The sequence below is a fragment of the Streptomyces sp. URMC 126 genome (assembly GCF_051386555.1).
Classification (GTDB): Bacteria; Actinomycetota; Actinomycetes; order Streptomycetales; family Streptomycetaceae; genus Streptomyces.
The window spans coordinates 1-269 of the sequence record NZ_JBPQTX010000900.1; the positions used below are offsets into that span (position 1 = coordinate 1).

A 269-nucleotide genomic window follows, 5' to 3' on the forward strand; every position below is an offset into this window, starting at 1 on the left:
TGGTGCTGCCGATCTTCGCGCGCAGCGGCCATGGCGGCGTCGCCCGGATTCTGCAAGGCGAATGGCTGGCCACCCGCACGGCGTTGACCGACGCGGAATGGGCCACACTGTCCTATCTGGCCGAAAGCACCGGGGACATGCGCGGCCTGCAAGCCGCGCTTGCGTCGGACGGGGGCATGGCGGGCGCCTTGGCTACAGGCCAGGCACTGATGCAGTTCGTGCGCTATCGCGGCGCACAGGCGCTTGTGCCCTGGCGGGGGCTGTTGAAC

Annotated in this window: 1 protein-coding gene; it reads left to right on the forward strand. The window is 69.5% G+C overall.

Annotation, left to right across the window (positions count from 1 at the left end; translation table 11 throughout):
- Positions 1-269: hypothetical protein (locus ACSNOK_RS34410; RefSeq protein WP_436784652.1), on the forward strand; the 269-nt coding region annotated here is incomplete at both ends.